Genomic DNA, 13212 nt, shown 5'->3' with positions numbered 1-13212 from the left:
GTGCGAACACTGACGACGACTACACGACGACTCGTTCCCGCGGTGACGGTCGTGGCGCTGGCCGTGGCCGGCGCGACCGCCTTCGCCGCGACCTCGGGGGACGACACCTCGATCTGCGCGTACTTCGAGGACTCCTACGGCCTCTACCCCGGTTCCCCGGTCACCATCCGCGGGATCTCGGTCGGGACCGTGGACCGGATCGAACCCGACGGTGCGCGCGTGCGCATCGACATGACCGTCGGCGATCGCGCGCTTCCCGCCGAGACCGGCGCGGTGATCACCAACGCGTCCATCCTCACCGACCGCAGACTCGAACTCGTCGACGCCGATCCCCGGCCGGGACCGACCCTGTCGCCGGAGACGTGCATCGACACGGCGCACACCCGCACCCCGGTCAGCGTGTCGGACGCGCTCGGATCGTTCTCCGAACTCGTGCGGCAGATGACCGAACGCGGACCCGACGGGACTGCGCCGCTCGAAACCGCATTGAAGGACGCCGGACGTGAGTTCGAGGACCTGGGACCGACACTCAACCGCGAACTGCGCGACCTCGCGGACCTGCTCTCCTCCCCCGACAACTTCATGGACCAGCTGGGACAGATCCTCGACAACTCGGCCGAGATGACGACCCTGCTCACCGAGGACTGGGACAACGTCAAGTCCACCATCCAGACGTTCGCGCCGGGTCTGGCCGGCATCGAGCAGATGCTCGTCGTCGCGAAGATCCTCGTCGAGAAGCTCTCGCTGGCCGTCGGACCGCTCGACCGGCTGTTCAACGAGCACTTCCCGTACCTGATGAACGCCCTGAACTCCACGCTGCCCACACTGACGATGCTGCGCACGCAGGCCGAGAGCTCGAGCGAACTGCTCGCCACCATTCCCGGCACGATCACGATGCTCGAGACCATGGTGCAGACCCACCCGGGGTCGGTCGCCGTCGAACTCGACCCCGTCCGCGCCGAGGTGCCGACCCCCGACGCTGCGCTGACGTGCTCGGCACTCGAGCAGATCGCACCCGACAGCTGCACCGTGGTGTCCTCCCGCTCGGTGTCGGTGCCGCTGCCCCAGCTGGTCCTGTCGACGATCGGAGCAACGCCGTGAGCCGGTCGTTCTTCCGGTCCCGCCTTCTCATCGGTGCGGTCCTCACCGCTCTGGTGGCATTGTGCGGATGCAGTTTCGACCCCAGCGACCACGCGCTGCCCGGCTCCGGGGTGCGCGGACCGACCTACCGGCTGAACCTCGAATTCGAATCGCTGCTGAGCCTGCCGGCCGGGGCGGACGTCCGCTCCGAGGGCATCTCCGTCGGCACCCTGCGGGCGATCGATCTCGAGCCGCACAGCGCCGTCGCCCGGATCGACGTGCGCGAGTCGGTGGTCGTGCCGGCGGGCACCCGCGCCGAACTGCGGCAGAACACCGTACTGGGCGACATCTACATCGCTCTGCTCCCGCCGAAGGACGGCAGCGGCGCGCCCTTGCAGGACGGCGACACGATCCCGTTGCAGGACACGGATCCGGGTCCGCAGATCGAGGACATGCTCGAACGGATCGCGATGTTCGTCAACGGCGGAAGCCTGACCCGTCTGCAGGATTCGCTCGCGCGACTGAACGACGTGCTGCCCGAGGACACGGAGGAGACCCGCGAGTTGTCGGCGGTCGTCTCCAACGATCTGAGCGAGGCCGCGGCGAACCTCGACCAGATCGATCGCATCGTCGTCGCGACGGAGGACCTGTCCCAGCGTCTCGATGCCGCACGTGACGACGTGGGGTTCCTGTTCTCCGACACCGCACGTCGGCGTCTCGACCGGGTGCCCTACTTCATGGAGGCCGTGCTCAACATCGTCATCGACGTGAACACCATGGTCACGGGCCTGGAATGGCTGATCCCCCGCCTCCCGCACATCAACGACAACCTCGAGATCCTCACTCCGCTGCTGCGCGAACCGTCGCCGAACGCCACCGAACTGCGCGGCAACGCAGCAGAACTCGTGGAGCTCGTCGACGAGAAGCTCGTCCCCTTCCTGCTCGAACCCGGCATCGACATCCGTGAGGTGACCATCGCCGGTAACGAGGGGAGTCCGGCGGCCGACGGACTGGTTCTCCTGCGCATGATCGGAGCGATCCCGTGACCCGAATCCCGGCCTGGATGTCCGCACTCGCCCTGGCCCTCGTGATGATCCTGGGCACCTGGTATCTCGTCGTCGGTGTGCTGCAGATCGATCCGACCCAGCGCCGCGCCCACGCCGTGGTCGACATGCGCGACGCGGCAGGACTGCGCACCGGATCGAGCGTCGTCTACCGCGGGGTGAACATCGGACGGGTCGACGGCATGGAGAACCTCGACGGTTTCGTCCGCATGAACATCTCCTACGAGGCCGAACACCGCATCCCCGTCGACAGCACCATGCGCGTCGAGAACCTGTCGTCGCTGGGCGAACCGGTGTTCTCGTTCCTCCCTGCCTCGACACAAGGGCCCTATCTCGAGGACGGCGCCCACCTGACCGAGATCGTCGAACTGCCCACCTCGGTCCCCGATCTCCTCGCCACCACTTCGGAGCTGCTCGAACAGACCGACGCCGAATCGCTGAACGAACTCGTCGCGACGTTCACCGAATCGGTTGCGGGTCTCGAGGAGACCATGCCTGCGGCAGGTCGTGGCGCCGAGCTGCTGCTGTCGACCCTGACCCGGCACGAGGGATCGCTGGAAACGGTGCTGAGCGACCTGATGTGGATGATGGGGGACGTCGACTGGGTGCGGCCGGCGATGGTCGCGGCGCCACCCATGCTCGACCAGTTCGGGGAGACCCTCGGTATCTCGTACGAGTACCTCTTCGAGGGGTCCTCGGTACTGAAGGGTGAGGAGATCCTCGGCTCGTGGCGCGAGGAGGAGATCGAACTCGCCGACTTCCTCAGGAGGTTCGCACCCGAACTCGGCGCGATCGGTGTCGCGCTCCGCCCGGTGACCCAGGCCACCGGTTCCGTGGTGGGCCGGATGGATCTCGGTACCCTGCTCGAACAGGCCATCGCGACCATGCCGGGCGACAGTGTCCGATTCACCGTGAACGTACCCCGATGAAGAAGGAAGAAATCGTCATGTCGAACACCGGAGCTTCGAACACCGGACCTTCGAACACCGGGCCCTCGAACATCGGGGTCACCGAACAGGAACCGGCCGTCTCCGCCCCTACCGCCACTGCCACCGAGGCGGGAAGTCGCGGTCCGTGGTGGTCGTCGGTCCGCGCCCTCGCGGTCGTCACGGTGCTCGCCGTCGTCGCCGCGGTGACCTTCGGGATACTGTGGGCGACGGACGACTCGGCCGAGCAACTGCAGGCCCTGCAGAGCCGGCTCGACACCGAGGCCGAGGCCGAGGCCGTCGCCTCCGACTACGCACTGAATGTCTCCGAGGTCGACTTCCGTGACCTCGACGCCTGGCGGGCGGCGCTCACCGACGGCGTCAGCGGACAACTCGCACCGAAACTCGAAGGGGCCGTGGACGTCGTGGCTCCGTGGCTGACGCAGATGGAGTACATCGCCGACGCCCGGTTGCTCGCCGCCGAAGTGGCGAGCAACGACGGCGACACCTTCGTCGTGCAGGTCTTCGTCGACATGATCTCGAAGAGCAAGCAGACACCCGACGGTGTCGCCGCGACCGCGACCTACACGGTGACGATGGACCGCGCGTCGGACTGGACCATCACCGACGTCGGCGGAGTGGGCACCGGCCTGCCGGGCGGCGCCGGGGAGCCGGAACCTGCGCCGGCGCCGGCGGACGGGGGCCGCTGAGTCTCCGGTCAATCAGCCCTCGTCGGGTTCGGTGACGAAGTCGACGAGGCGCTCGACGGCGCCGATGAGGTGCGATTCGAGATCGCGGAACGAGTTCACGGCGTTGTAGACGCGCCGCCAGCCGTCCTGCGGGGTGCCCCAGCCGAGTTCACGGCAGACGCCGGTCTTCCAGTCCTGCCCGCGCGGGATGGTGGGCCAGGCGTCGATGCCCACAGCCTTCGGTTTCACCGCCTGCCATACGTCGATGTAGGGATGGCCGGTGACCATCACGTGCGGACCGAGATTCGCGGTGAGGCGCTCCTCCTTGGATCCGGTGACGAGGTGGTCGGCGAGCACACCGACCCGCCGGCCCGGTCCGGGCTCGAACTCGGCCAGCCGGGCACCCAGATTGTCGAGGCCCTCGAGCTGTTCGACGACCACGCCCTCGACCCGCAGGTCGTGCCCCCACACCCGTTCGACGAGGGCGGCGTCGTGCACGCCCTCCACCCAGATCCGGCTCCCCCGCGCCACGCGTGCGCGCAGACCCTCCACCCGGGTGGATCCCGAGGCGGATCTCGTCGGTGCGGAGGCGGGACGGATCTTCGGCTTGACGAGGGTGACGGATGCTCCGTCGACCAGGAACGCGGCGGGGCGCATCGCGAACAGGCGGGTGCGTCCCTGCGCGTCCTCGAGCCGCACGAAGTCGCCGTCGTAGGTCTTCTCGATCCCCACGACCGCGCCGCACCAGCCGGATGCGGCGTCCTCGACGACGACGCCGCGCTCCGCTGCGAGTTCGGGAACGGCCTTCTTCTTGGTGCGGGCGTGACCGGCATAGATGTCGCCGCCGTAGATATCGCGTGGGCTCACGCCAGTCGACCCTAGGACATCGCGCGGGGCCGCTCACGCTGCCACGCCGGACCGCCGTGCGCGGTCGCCGTATGCTTTCGGGGTGAGTTCTCCGAGCCTGACGCTGACCGTGTGGGCGGGGTCGTGGCTGTCCGGTCACGCCTCCCCCGACGATGTGATCGATGCGCTGCACGAGTGGGCGCCGATGCATCTCGTGGGTGCCCACGATGCGGCGACGGCCTCCGCGGCGGATCTGCCCGACAGGGGTGTCGCCGACGGTGCCGCCCTGCTGCTCACCCTGATCCGCCGCGTCGACACCGCAGCCGGCGCGGGTCTGCATCTCGTCCTTCCCGCCCCGGGCGACGTCCGCGCGCTGCCTGCAGGTACGGCGTTCGCCTCCGCGGCGCTCGCGGCCGGTGAAGGCGTCGTCGTGGGAGCGCCCGGTGCACCGGGGTTGGGCCTGGTGCCCGTGATCGAGGGTCCGGACGTGCTGCGATGGAACGTCTTCACACTGCCGGCGGTCCCCGAGATCGCCGTCGACGGTGGTCTCGGTGCGGCCGAGTTCGCGATTCGCGAGGCGGTACGTGATGCCGCCTCCGCATTGAGCGGAATCCCGACAGTGGGCACCGACGGGCGCCGCGCCGATCCGCGGACGGAGATCGCCGAGGAGGTCGCCGACCTCGCCCGGCACCGCTATCCCCCGTCCCTGCCCGCACGTGCCGTGCGCGTCCTCGACACCGCCGACCAGGTCGCGGCAATCCTCACCGTGGCCGGTCGCGGAGGGGGCCTGCAGGCCGGTTCGGTGTCCGCCGCCACCGGTCGCGAGGGCGCGCTGCAGCCGCTGTGGGCCGCGGTCCGCGAGGCCCGCACCGGTGCAGTCGCGGCGGCTCTGCGGGCCGAGCACCATCACTGACCGCGCCGGCAGTGCGCGTCGACTCCAGTGCGCGTCAACCTCGTTGCGCGGTGACCAACAGGTACTCCCAATTCATCGCTCCCCCACCGAGATCGTGACGCTGGGCGAGTTCGAGCAGATCGAGATCGAGAGCCGCGACCCGTTCGTGGTCGTCCGCGATGTTGCGGTACACCGCGATGGTGGGACCGTAGGCGGACTTGAAGAACTCGCGGAAGTCCTCCCCGGTCGCGAACCGTTCGACGCGCAGATTGTCGGTGCGTGCCTGCAGGTCGGTGACGCGGTCGCCGATCAACTCGCGCACGTGCACCTCGTCGCCCCACAGAGGCGGGGGCTGTGCACCCGGCGGGGGCGGTGGCGCATACGGTTTCATCGTCGCGAACATCTGCCCGATGAAGCCGGTGGGGGTCCAGCTCAGGAGGCCGATACGTCCGCCCGGCCGGGTCACCCGGAGCAGTTCGTCGGCAGCGGCCCGGTGGTGGGGCGCGAACATCACTCCCACGCAAGAGATCACGGCATCGAAGCTCGCATCGTCGAACGGGAGTGCTTCGGCGTCGGCTTCCTGCCAGTCGAGCGTCGCACCTGCCGCTTCGGCGTCACGACGGCCCACCTCGAACAGTTCCGGAGTCAGGTCGGTCGCGAGCACCGTCGCACCGGTGAGCGCGGCGGGGATCGACGCGTTGCCCGATCCGGCGGCGATGTCCAGGACGCGGTCGCCCGGACCGATTCCGGTCGCGGCCACGAGAGCAGGGCCGAGTTCGGCGATGACCTCGGTCGCCACCGCCGGATAGTTGCCGAGTGCCCACATCGCCCGGTGCTTGGCCTTCAGGGCGAGATCGGCGTCGTGTGTCGTGGAGATGTCGGTCATCAGAGGATTCCTCCTGTCGAGGGACCCGGCTTCGGCGCCGTCCCGGAGGCGGCCCGGGTCACAGATCGACTGTAGGAACGCGGACGCGATGTCCTCCAGTACACAATCTGTACTGCACCGCCACACATTCGTGCTGGTCGCGGCGGTCCGACCGGCCTAGGATCCGATCATGGGCCCGCCCTACCACCAGTTCTGTCCCGTCGCGAAAGCGATGGAACTGTTCGACGAGAGGTGGACGCTGCTCGTGGTGCGCGAACTCGTGCTCGGCAGCGAACGGTTCAACGATCTCCGGCGCGGCCTGCCCCGCATGTCGCCGACGCTGCTGTCGAAGCGGCTGCACCAGCTCACGGCGGCGGGAATCGTGCGGCGTCTCGAGGACGGAAACGACGTCCGGTACGTGCTCACCCCGGCGGGACGCGATCTGGAGACCGTCGTCGACGCACTCGGTGCGTGGGGCACGCGGTGGACCGGAAAACTCGGCGACGTCGACCTCGATCCGCGACTGCTGATGTGGGACATGCACCGGCACGTCGACCACACGGTTCTGCCGGAATCCCGGGTGGTCGTGGAGTTCGTCTTCCCCGCAGTCACCCACGCGTCGCGCCGGTGGTGGATGGTCATCACGCCGCAGGACGTCGACGTGTGCGACGAGGACCCGGGCTTCGAGGTCTCGATCCGGGTGACGGCGGGACTGCGGGAACTGACCGAGATCTGGCGTGGCGAAACCACATGGCCGGACGCGTTGCGCTCGGGTGCCGTGGTCGTCGACGGTCCGAGCGCCCTGCGCCGGTCGCTGCCGCGCTGGTTCGACTCCCCTCTGGCCTCACCGGTCGAGCACGCCGCCCGGTGAGGCGGGGCGTCTATCCGTTCGCGGCGGGCCGGGACGGACGTTTCGGCGGCTCACAGCACCCGACGGCGCACAGGCTCCCGTTGCACGCGGATCCGAGCAGCGGTTCGGTGCCGCAGCGGCGGGCGGTGATCCCGTCGCGCTGTTCCTCGACGAGCTCGCGGACCAACTGCGCGAAGCGCGGGTCGGTTCCGGCCGTTGCCGCGCGTGAGAAGCCCATCCCCAGTTCGGCAGCGCGGTCGCGGGCCTCGGTGTCGAGATCCCACACGACCTCGAGATGGTCGGAGACGAATCCGACCGGCACGACCACGACGGCGCGGACTCCCCGTTCGTGCAGGGCGTCGATGTGGTCGACGATGTCGGGTTCGAGCCACGGCACCTGCGGCGGACCGGACCGCGACTGCCACACCAGGTCGTAGTCGTCCTCGCCGAGCGCTTCGGCCACCAGCTGCGCCGCTTCGGCGACCTGCCGGCTGTAGAGACGACCGCCCTCCTCCGGCGGACCACCGGTCGCGTCGAAGGAGGTCGGGACGGAGTGGGCGGTGAACACCACGCGTGCGGAATCGCGCACCTCGTCGGCGAGTTCGACGCGGGCCGCGCGCACGGCGTCGGTGACGGCGTCGAGGAACAAGGGGTGGTCGTAGAAGTGCCGCAGCTTCGTCAGCTGCGGGGCGTCCTCGACGGCGTCCCGCGCCCGAGCGATGTCCTCGTGGTACTGCCGGCATCCCGAGTAACCGCCCCAGGCGGAGGTCGCGAACACCAGAGCGTTACGGATCCCGTCGTCGCGCATCCGCGCGACGGTGTCCTCGACCATGGGATGCCAGTTGCGGTTGCCGAAGTAGATCGGCAGGTCGATACCGTGCGCGTCGAACTCGGCGCGGACGGCATCGATGATCGCCCGGTTCAGGGCGTTGATCGGCGAGACACCCCCGAAGTGCAGATAGTGCTGCGCGACCTCGTCGAGTCGTTCCGGCGGGATCCCTCGTCCGCGGGTGACGTTCTCGAGGAACGGCCGCACGTCGTCGGGTCCTTCCGGTCCGCCGAACGACAGCAGCATCAGCGCGTCGTACGCCCCGGGGGTGTTCGTCATGGAAGTGCCTTCCGTCGTACGGTCAGCTGCCGAAGCCGACCTGGGAGTGGAAGCCACCGTCGACGTAGACGATGGATCCCGTTGTCCCGGGTAGCCAGTCGGACAGCACCGCACACACGGTCTTCGCCACAGGCGTCGGATCGTCGACGTCCCAGCCGATCGGGGACGCGGCCGACCAGCCCTCGTTCAGGCGGTTCATCTCCGCGCCCGGGCCGGTCGCGTCGCCCGCGATGGCCTTGGCCGCGAGTGTCTTGATCGGACCGGCGGCGACGAGGTTCGAACGGATGCCGCGCGGGCCGACCTCCTTGGCCACGTAGCGGTTCACCGACTCGAGCGTCGCCTTGGAGACACCCATCCAGTTGTAGAACGGCACGGCCCGGGACGGGTCGAAGTCCATTCCGACGATCGAACCGCCCTCGTTCATGACGGGCAGGACGGCCTTGGCGAGCGCGCCGTAGGAGTAGGCCGACACTTCGAGCGCCACCGCGACGTCCGTCCACGGCGCGTCGAGGAACGGGCTGCCCAGGCACGACCGGGGTGCGAAACCGATGGAGTGGACGACACCGTCGATCCCCTCCGGTGCGAGTTCGCGGATCTTGTCGGCGAGACCGTCGAGATCCTCCTGGTTCTGCACGTCGAGGCTGATCGCCGGCGGCACCGGCTGTGGGAGACGTTGTGCGATCCGGTCGATCAACCGGAGTCGCTCGAAGCCGGTGATGATCACCTTCGCGCCCTGTTCCTGCGCGGCCTTCGCGGTGTGGAAGGCGATCGAGGCATCGGTGATGATGCCGGTGACGAGAATGGTCTTGCCCTCGAGCAGTCCGCCCATGAGTGTGTCGGTCCTCCAGTGAGATTCGGATGTGGTCGCGAGACCGTCAGTGGCCCATGCCCATGCCGCCGTCGACCGGGATGACGGCGCCGGAGACGTAGGCGGAGTCGTCGGAGGCCAGGAAGCTGACGACGGCTGCGACGTCCTCGGGCTTGCCGAGTCGCTGCAGCGGGATGAACTTCTTCGCGGTGTCGCGCAGGTCGTCGGACAGATCCGCGGTCATGTCGGTCTCGATGAAGCCGGGAGCGACGACGTTGGCGGTGATCGATCGCGAACCGAGTTCGCGGGTGACGGAGCGGGCGAGACCGATGACACCGGCCTTCGAGGACGCGTAGTTGATCTGACCGGCCTGACCGGCGAGGCCGACCACGGAGCCGAGGAAGATCATGCGGCCCCAGCGGGCACGGAGCATCGCGCGGTTGGCGCGCTTGGCGCACCGGAAGGCCCCGGTGAGGTTCGCGTCGATCACCGAGCTGAACTGGTCCTCGGTCATGCGCATCAGCAGGGTGTCGTCGGTGATGCCCGCATTCGCGACGAGCACCTCGACGGGTCCCTGATGCTCCTCGACCTCCTTGAACGCGGCGTCGACCGAGTCGGCGTCGGTGACGTCGCACCGCACACCGAACAGGCCGTCGGGCGCGCCCGAACCGCGGTGGGTCACGGCGACCTTGTGGCCGTCGGCCTGCAGGCGACGGGCGACGGCGAGGCCGATCCCCCGATTTCCGCCGGTGACGAGGACGGATCGGGGGGTGACACCCGCGCGCGTGGACGCTGCGGCACTATCTGCGTCAGTCATGCATTCCAACCTATCTGGTGGCCGGTCCGGGACGGAAAACGCTCCGTGAGCGTGCACAAGACGGATCAGGGCAGCCGTTGGCGCAACACCATCGCCGCGCCGAGCCCCGCGATGACCGACAGCGCTCCGAGCAGGAGCCACGGACGGCTGGCGTCGCCGCGGGTCGTCTCGAAGCCGATCTGCTCCTCGAGCGTGTTGTAGGCGTCCTCGAGTTCCTCGAGGCTCGCCGCCGTGAAGAAGCTTCCGCCCGAGAGGTTGGCGATCTCCTTGAGCGACGGATCGTCGACGGGCACGGGAATCCGGTCGTCCTCGATGGTGACGGTGCCCGTCTGGGTCCCGAACGAGATGGTCGAGACCGGGATCCCCTTCTCCGCCGCCTGTCGCGCCGCGGTGAACCCACCGCGGGGATCGTCGGGACTCTCGGGGACGGTCTGTTTGCCGTCGGACAGCAGTACGATCCGCGCGGGCGGTGCCTGGTCGCTGCCGCCGAGCACGGCGGCGAGCGTGTCGATCGACTGCATCGCCGTGAAGATCGCCTCGCCGGTCGCGGTGCGCTCGCTGAGCTGCAGGTTGTCGATCGCGGACTTCGTCGCCTCCCGGTTGGTGGTCGGCGAGACCAGGACCGAGGCGGTACCCGAGAACGCCACGAGACCGAGGTTGATGCCGGGTGTCAGATCGTCGGCGAACTGCTTGGCCGCCTCCTGAGCAGCCGCGAGTCGCGTAGGTGCGACGTCCGTGGCCTCCATCGACAACGACACGTCGATGACGAGCACGACCGTGGCACGGTTGCGCGGCACCCGCTGTTCGGCGGTCGGACCGGCGAGCGCCACGGTGAGGAAGACCAGACCGACGAGCAACAACGCGACGGGGAGGTGCCGGGCGCGCCCAGGGCGGGCGGGCGCGACCTTCTCGAGCAGCTCGAGATTGGTGAAGCGCAGCGTGTTCGTCTGGCGCCGGCGCTGGACCAGCACGTACGCACCGCCGAGGGCGGCGACGACGAACAGCAGCAGCAACCACCACGGTGAAGTGAAACCGGACAGGCTCATCGTCCCCCCTGCCGTGCGGGTGCGCCGAAGCTGTGCCGCCGGGCCGCGACGAACCGGACCACGTCGCCGATCCAGTCGCGGTCGGTGCGCAGCGTCAGCACGGGCGCACCGGAACTGCGCAGCGCCTGGTGCACGGCCGCGCGGTGTTCGGCGGCGGCCTGCGCGTAGTCGGCCCGCAGTTCTGGAGTGGTCGTGAATTCACGGGTGCGGCCCGTCTCCGGGTCGTGCAGCACCACGTCGCCCAGATCGGGCAGTTCGAGGTCGCGGCGATCGATGATCTCGACGGCGAGCAGTTCGTGCCGGCCGGACAGTGCCCGCAGAGATCGCTCCCAGTCGAGAGGGCCGAGGAAATCGCTCACCACGACCGCCAGACCGCGGCGGCGCTGGGGACGTCGCAGCGACTCGACGAGCCCCTGGAGATCACCGCGGGTCCCGTCGGGTGCGTGCGGGGTGGTCGCGACGGTACGCAGCAACGATTGGGCGTGCAGCCGTCCGCCGCGGGCGGGGACGCGGACCGTCTCGTTGCCGGTGGAGATCACCGCGCCGATCCGATTCCCGCCGCCGGTGGTCAGATGCGCGAGCGCGGCCACCGCTGCGATCGCCAGGTCGCGCTTCTCGCACACGCCGGTACCGAAGTCCAGGCTGGCCGACAGGTCGACCGCGAGCCACGTCTCGAGTTCCCGGTCGGCGACGGTCTGCCGCACGTGCGGGTGCGTCGTGCGCGCGGTGACCGACCAGTCCATCTGCCGCACGTCGTCGCCCGGCTGGTACTCGCGGGCGTCCCCCGGCTCGGAACCGGGGCCCGGGATCAGACCGAGATGGTCGCCGTGCAGGACGCCGTCGAGACGGCGCCGCACGGTGAGCTCGAGGGTGCGGAGCGCGGCGGTGAGCGCGGGATCGCGCAGCTCACCGGAGCGGAACCGCGGTGGCGACCCGTCGTGAGGACGTGTGCTCACCGCGCGCCCGCACCTCCCTGCGGACCGGGTGCACCGACGGGCGCCTGCTGACCGGCAGCGGCCCGCGGATCGGCCGGCGCCGGGCCGGGGGTCGCGGTCGGTACGGGTGCGTTGGCCTGCGGGGCGACCTGCGGAAGTCCCACGGTCTGCAGGATGCGGGTGATGATCTGGTCCGGGGAGACGTCGTCCGCGAGCGCGTCGTAGGACAGCACCAGGCGGTGGCGGAGCACATCGGGGATGACGTCGACGATGTCCTGCGGCACCACGTAGTCGCGGCCACGCACGAGCGCCAGGGCACGCGCCGAGGAGATGATGCCGAGCGTCGCGCGGGGCGAGGCACCGTAGGCGATCCAGCCCTGCACGTCGTGCAGGCCGAGTTCGGCGGGCCGACGCGTCGCGAAGATGACCCGCACCACGTAGTCGACGAGCGCGTGGTGCACGAACACACGTCCGGCGATCTTCTGCAGGCGCAGGAGCTGCTCGTTGTCGAGCACCTGCTTCGGCTCGGGAGCGGCGACACCCATCCGGTAGACGATCTCGCGTTCCTCCTCCACCGTCGGGTAGTCGACGAGGACCTTGAAGAGGAAGCGGTCGCGCTGTGCTTCCGGCAGCGGGTAGACGCCCTCGTTCTCGATGGGGTTCTGCGTCGCCATCACGAGGAACGGCTCGGGCATCGGGAAAGTCTTGCCGCCGATGGTGACGTGGCGTTCGGCCATCACCTCGAGCAGCGCCGACTGCACCTTCGCCGGGGCGCGGTTGATCTCGTCGGCGAGCACGAAGTTCGCGACGACCGGTCCGAGTTCGGTGTCGAACTCCTCGCGTCCCTGCCGGTAGATGCGGGTACCGACCAGGTCGGTCGGCACGAGGTCGGGGGTGAACTGCACGCGGGAGAACGATCCACCGACGACCTTCGCGAAGGTCTCGACGGCCAGCGTCTTGGCGACGCCCGGAACGCCCTCGAGCAGCACGTGCCCGCGCGCGAGCACACCGACGAGCATCCGCTCGACCAGCAGGTCCTGGCCGACGATCACACGCTTGACCTCATAGATGGCCCGTTCGAGGAGACGGACGTCGTCGGCCGGGTCGTACGCCTTCGCGGGAGCGTCACCGGGTTTCCGCATGTTCGCGCCGGTTGCCTGCTGGGTGTTCGTACCGGACCCCTGCGGAGCCGGCTGAGCGTTCGCGCCGGACCCCTGCGGAGCCGGGCCGTTCGCACCGGCCGCCTTCGGCGCCGGCGCAGCACCCGCTGCAGCCTGGTTGTTCTT

At 69.3% G+C, this 13212-nt stretch carries 14 protein-coding genes; 6 read left to right on the top strand and 8 right to left on the bottom strand.

Translation table 11 applies throughout. The annotated features are described in order from the left end of the window. Genes B9C99_RS15985 through B9C99_RS15970 form a run of 4 tightly spaced genes read left to right on the top strand, consistent with a single transcriptional unit; the run spans nt 1 to nt 3780 of the window. The gene (locus B9C99_RS15985) at nt 1–1101 is read left to right on the top strand and encodes an MCE family protein (RefSeq protein WP_088898536.1); all 1101 of its coding nucleotides are present in this window, start codon (nt 1–3) and stop codon (nt 1099–1101) included. After that, a complete protein-coding gene (locus B9C99_RS15980; RefSeq protein ID WP_088898535.1) occupies nt 1098–2126 on the top strand; it encodes an MlaD family protein in 1029 nt (342 codons plus the stop codon). Before B9C99_RS15985 ends, B9C99_RS15980 begins: the two co-directional genes overlap by 4 nt. Next, nucleotides 2123–3073 carry an MlaD family protein gene (locus tag B9C99_RS15975; protein WP_016694062.1) on the top strand — a complete coding sequence of 317 codons (951 nt, stop codon included), beginning with the start codon at nt 2123–2125 and terminating at the stop codon, nt 3071–3073. The genes B9C99_RS15980 and B9C99_RS15975 overlap by 4 nt, the downstream gene beginning before the upstream one ends. Further along, nucleotides 3070–3780 carry a hypothetical protein gene (locus B9C99_RS15970; RefSeq protein WP_088898534.1) on the top strand — a complete coding sequence of 237 codons (711 nt, stop codon included), beginning with the start codon at nt 3070–3072 and terminating at the stop codon, nt 3778–3780. Before B9C99_RS15975 ends, B9C99_RS15970 begins: the two co-directional genes overlap by 4 nt. Before the next feature lie 12 nt (nt 3781–3792). On the opposite strand, the gene B9C99_RS15965 is transcribed toward B9C99_RS15970, so the two are convergent. Then, on the bottom strand, nt 3793–4626 hold the full coding sequence (locus B9C99_RS15965) for a DUF3097 domain-containing protein (RefSeq protein WP_088898533.1): 834 nt from the start codon (nt 4624–4626) through the stop codon (nt 3793–3795). 82 nt (nt 4627–4708) lie between these two features. Here B9C99_RS15965 and B9C99_RS15960 point away from each other — a divergent pair, with 82 nt between their 5' ends. Further along, nucleotides 4709–5518, top strand: a complete 810-nt coding sequence (locus B9C99_RS15960; protein WP_026061540.1) for a hypothetical protein — start codon at nt 4709–4711, stop codon at nt 5516–5518. 34 nt (nt 5519–5552) lie between these two features. Here B9C99_RS15960 and B9C99_RS15955 read toward each other — a convergent pair whose 3' ends face one another. Next, entirely contained in the window at nt 5553–6383 is an 831-nt protein-coding gene (locus tag B9C99_RS15955) for a class I SAM-dependent methyltransferase (protein ID WP_016694066.1), read from the bottom strand. A gap of 169 nt (nt 6384–6552) precedes the next feature. On the opposite strand from B9C99_RS15955, the gene B9C99_RS15950 reads away from it, so the two are divergent. Then, on the top strand, nt 6553–7233 hold the full coding sequence (locus B9C99_RS15950; protein ID WP_016694067.1) for a helix-turn-helix domain-containing protein: 681 nt from the start codon (nt 6553–6555) through the stop codon (nt 7231–7233). 10 nt (nt 7234–7243) lie between these two features. On the opposite strand, the gene B9C99_RS15945 is transcribed toward B9C99_RS15950, so the two are convergent. The 6 genes from B9C99_RS15945 to B9C99_RS15920 all read right to left on the bottom strand — a co-directional run bounded on the left by B9C99_RS15945 (nt 7244) and on the right by B9C99_RS15920 (nt 13068). Beyond that, a complete protein-coding gene (locus tag B9C99_RS15945; protein WP_016694068.1) occupies nt 7244–8320 on the bottom strand; it encodes a ferrochelatase in 1077 nt (358 codons plus the stop codon). A gap of 22 nt (nt 8321–8342) precedes the next feature. Then, nucleotides 8343–9149, bottom strand: a complete 807-nt coding sequence (gene inhA, locus B9C99_RS15940) for an NADH-dependent enoyl-ACP reductase InhA (RefSeq protein WP_016694069.1) — start codon at nt 9147–9149, stop codon at nt 8343–8345. Between the two features lie 46 nt (nt 9150–9195). After that, a complete protein-coding gene (gene fabG1 / locus B9C99_RS15935) occupies nt 9196–9945 on the bottom strand; it encodes a 3-oxoacyl-ACP reductase FabG1 (RefSeq protein ID WP_016694070.1) in 750 nt (249 codons plus the stop codon). A 65-nt stretch (nt 9946–10010) separates the two neighbouring features. Then, nucleotides 10011–10991 carry a VWA domain-containing protein gene (locus B9C99_RS15930; protein WP_016694071.1) on the bottom strand — a complete coding sequence of 327 codons (981 nt, stop codon included), beginning with the start codon at nt 10989–10991 and terminating at the stop codon, nt 10011–10013. Further along, nucleotides 10988–11947, bottom strand: coding sequence for a DUF58 domain-containing protein (locus B9C99_RS15925; protein WP_016694072.1), 960 nt, complete (start codon nt 11945–11947; stop codon nt 10988–10990). The genes B9C99_RS15930 and B9C99_RS15925 overlap by 4 nt, the downstream gene beginning before the upstream one ends. Beyond that, the gene (locus tag B9C99_RS15920) at nt 11944–13068 is read right to left on the bottom strand and encodes a MoxR family ATPase (protein WP_051033057.1); all 1125 of its coding nucleotides are present in this window, start codon (nt 13066–13068) and stop codon (nt 11944–11946) included. Before B9C99_RS15920 ends, B9C99_RS15925 begins: the two co-directional genes overlap by 4 nt. Nucleotides 13069–13212: the final 144 nt, after the last annotated feature.

The sequence above is a fragment of the Rhodococcus sp. BUPNP1 genome, assembly GCF_002215235.1.
Lineage (GTDB): Bacteria > Actinomycetota > Actinomycetes > Mycobacteriales > Mycobacteriaceae > Rhodococcus.
Note: the sequence above shows the minus strand (reverse complement) of the source record. Positions and strands in the feature narration are given on the sequence as shown.

What these genes read in the sequence shown, in the direction of transcription:
- B9C99_RS15970 (WP_088898534.1), top strand. Translation starts at nt 3,070, where the DNA reads ATGAAGAAGGAAGAAATCGTCATGTCGAACACCGGAGCTTCGAACACC.
- B9C99_RS15955 (WP_016694066.1), bottom strand. Translation starts at nt 6,383, where the DNA reads ATGACCGACATCTCCACGACACACGACGCCGATCTCGCCCTGAAGGCC.
- B9C99_RS15950 (WP_016694067.1), top strand. Translation starts at nt 6,553, where the DNA reads ATGGGCCCGCCCTACCACCAGTTCTGTCCCGTCGCGAAAGCGATGGAA.
- B9C99_RS15945 (WP_016694068.1), bottom strand. Translation starts at nt 8,320, where the DNA reads ATGACGAACACCCCCGGGGCGTACGACGCGCTGATGCTGCTGTCGTTC.
- inhA (WP_016694069.1), bottom strand. Translation starts at nt 9,149, where the DNA reads ATGGGCGGACTGCTCGAGGGCAAGACCATTCTCGTCACCGGCATCATC.
- fabG1 (WP_016694070.1), bottom strand. Translation starts at nt 9,945, where the DNA reads ATGACTGACGCAGATAGTGCCGCAGCGTCCACGCGCGCGGGTGTCACC.
- B9C99_RS15930 (WP_016694071.1), bottom strand. Translation starts at nt 10,991, where the DNA reads ATGAGCCTGTCCGGTTTCACTTCACCGTGGTGGTTGCTGCTGCTGTTC.
- B9C99_RS15920 (WP_051033057.1), bottom strand. Translation starts at nt 13,068, where the DNA reads ATGCGGAAACCCGGTGACGCTCCCGCGAAGGCGTACGACCCGGCCGAC.